2 tRNA genes and 2 rRNA genes are annotated in these 1052 nt (G+C 46.9%); all 4 read right to left on the bottom strand.

Annotation, left to right across the window (positions count from 1 at the left end):
- Window positions 1-217, bottom strand: a 23S ribosomal RNA gene (locus JKK62_RS14450); the annotation flags it as partial.
- Window positions 218-517: 300 nt separating this feature from the next.
- A tRNA-Ile gene (locus tag JKK62_RS14445) sits at window positions 518-594 on the bottom strand.
- A gap of 30 nt (window positions 595-624) precedes the next feature.
- Window positions 625-700 (bottom strand) — tRNA-Ala (locus JKK62_RS14440).
- Between the two features lie 134 nt (window positions 701-834).
- Window positions 835-1052 (bottom strand): 16S ribosomal RNA (locus tag JKK62_RS14435); the annotation flags it as partial.

Raw genomic sequence — 1052 nt, 5'->3', positions numbered from 1 at the left:
CCTCGCCCTACTTAGATGTTTCAGTTCAGGCGGTTCCCCTCATATACCTATTGATTCAGTATATGATGACAAGACTTTCCTCTTGCCGGATTGCTCCATTCGGAAATCCACGGATATAATGCTCACTTACAGCTCCCCGTGGCTTATCGCAGTTAGTCACGTCCTTCATCGGCTCTCGGTGCCAAGGCATTCCCCTTGTGCTCTTTGTAGCTTGACCATTAATTTTGCTTGTCAGCGCATCTTTGTTTCCTTGTTACTTCACTTGAAGCACGTGGATTTATTCTGCTCTGCCAAGCGTTTTCGAGATATCTTTGGTTCTTCGTAATTGTTTGAAAATAGGCTGTTATTTCTAACTTTCTATTTCACCCTTACAGAAATTGCAGTATCTTTTACCTTCGTAAACTTATTTTACCATTTGAGGTTTGAGTTTAACTGTTGATAAACAATACTTTTCTCGCTTTATCTGCTATCTTTATTCAGTTTTCAAGGTACTTTGTACAACCATTTTTAATGGTTGTGGTGGGCTTAAGTGGACTCGAACCACCGACCTCCCGCTTATCAGGCGGACGCTCTAACCGGCTGAGCTATAAGCCCATATTGGTTTTGGCTCAAATCTTAAGCCGTTGGTGGAGATATGCGGGATCGAACCGCAGACCCCCTGCTTGCAAAGCAGGTGCTCTCCCAGCTGAGCTATACCCCCATATCTTCTGTTCAGGCTGCCTCTCGGCTCCCTTTTCAGGGCCCTGAAAATTGAACAACGAATCAAGCCGAACATTTCGTAATGCTGACCTTGGATGTTAAGTCAACCTGTTTCATTTGACTTGGTCTCCATAGAAAGGAGGTGATCCAGCCGCACCTTCCGATACGGCTACCTTGTTACGACTTCACCCCAGTCGCCAATCCTACCTTCGGCAGCGCTCTCACGAGGTTAAGCTACTGACTTCGGGTATTACCGGCTCCCATGGTGTGACGGGCGGTGTGTACAAGGCCCGGGAACGTATTCACCGCGGCATGCTGATCCGCGATTACTAGCAATTCCGACTTCATGCAGG

The organism is Ruminococcus difficilis, from assembly GCF_016680995.1.
Note: the sequence above shows the minus strand (reverse complement) of the source record. Positions and strands in the feature narration are given on the sequence as shown.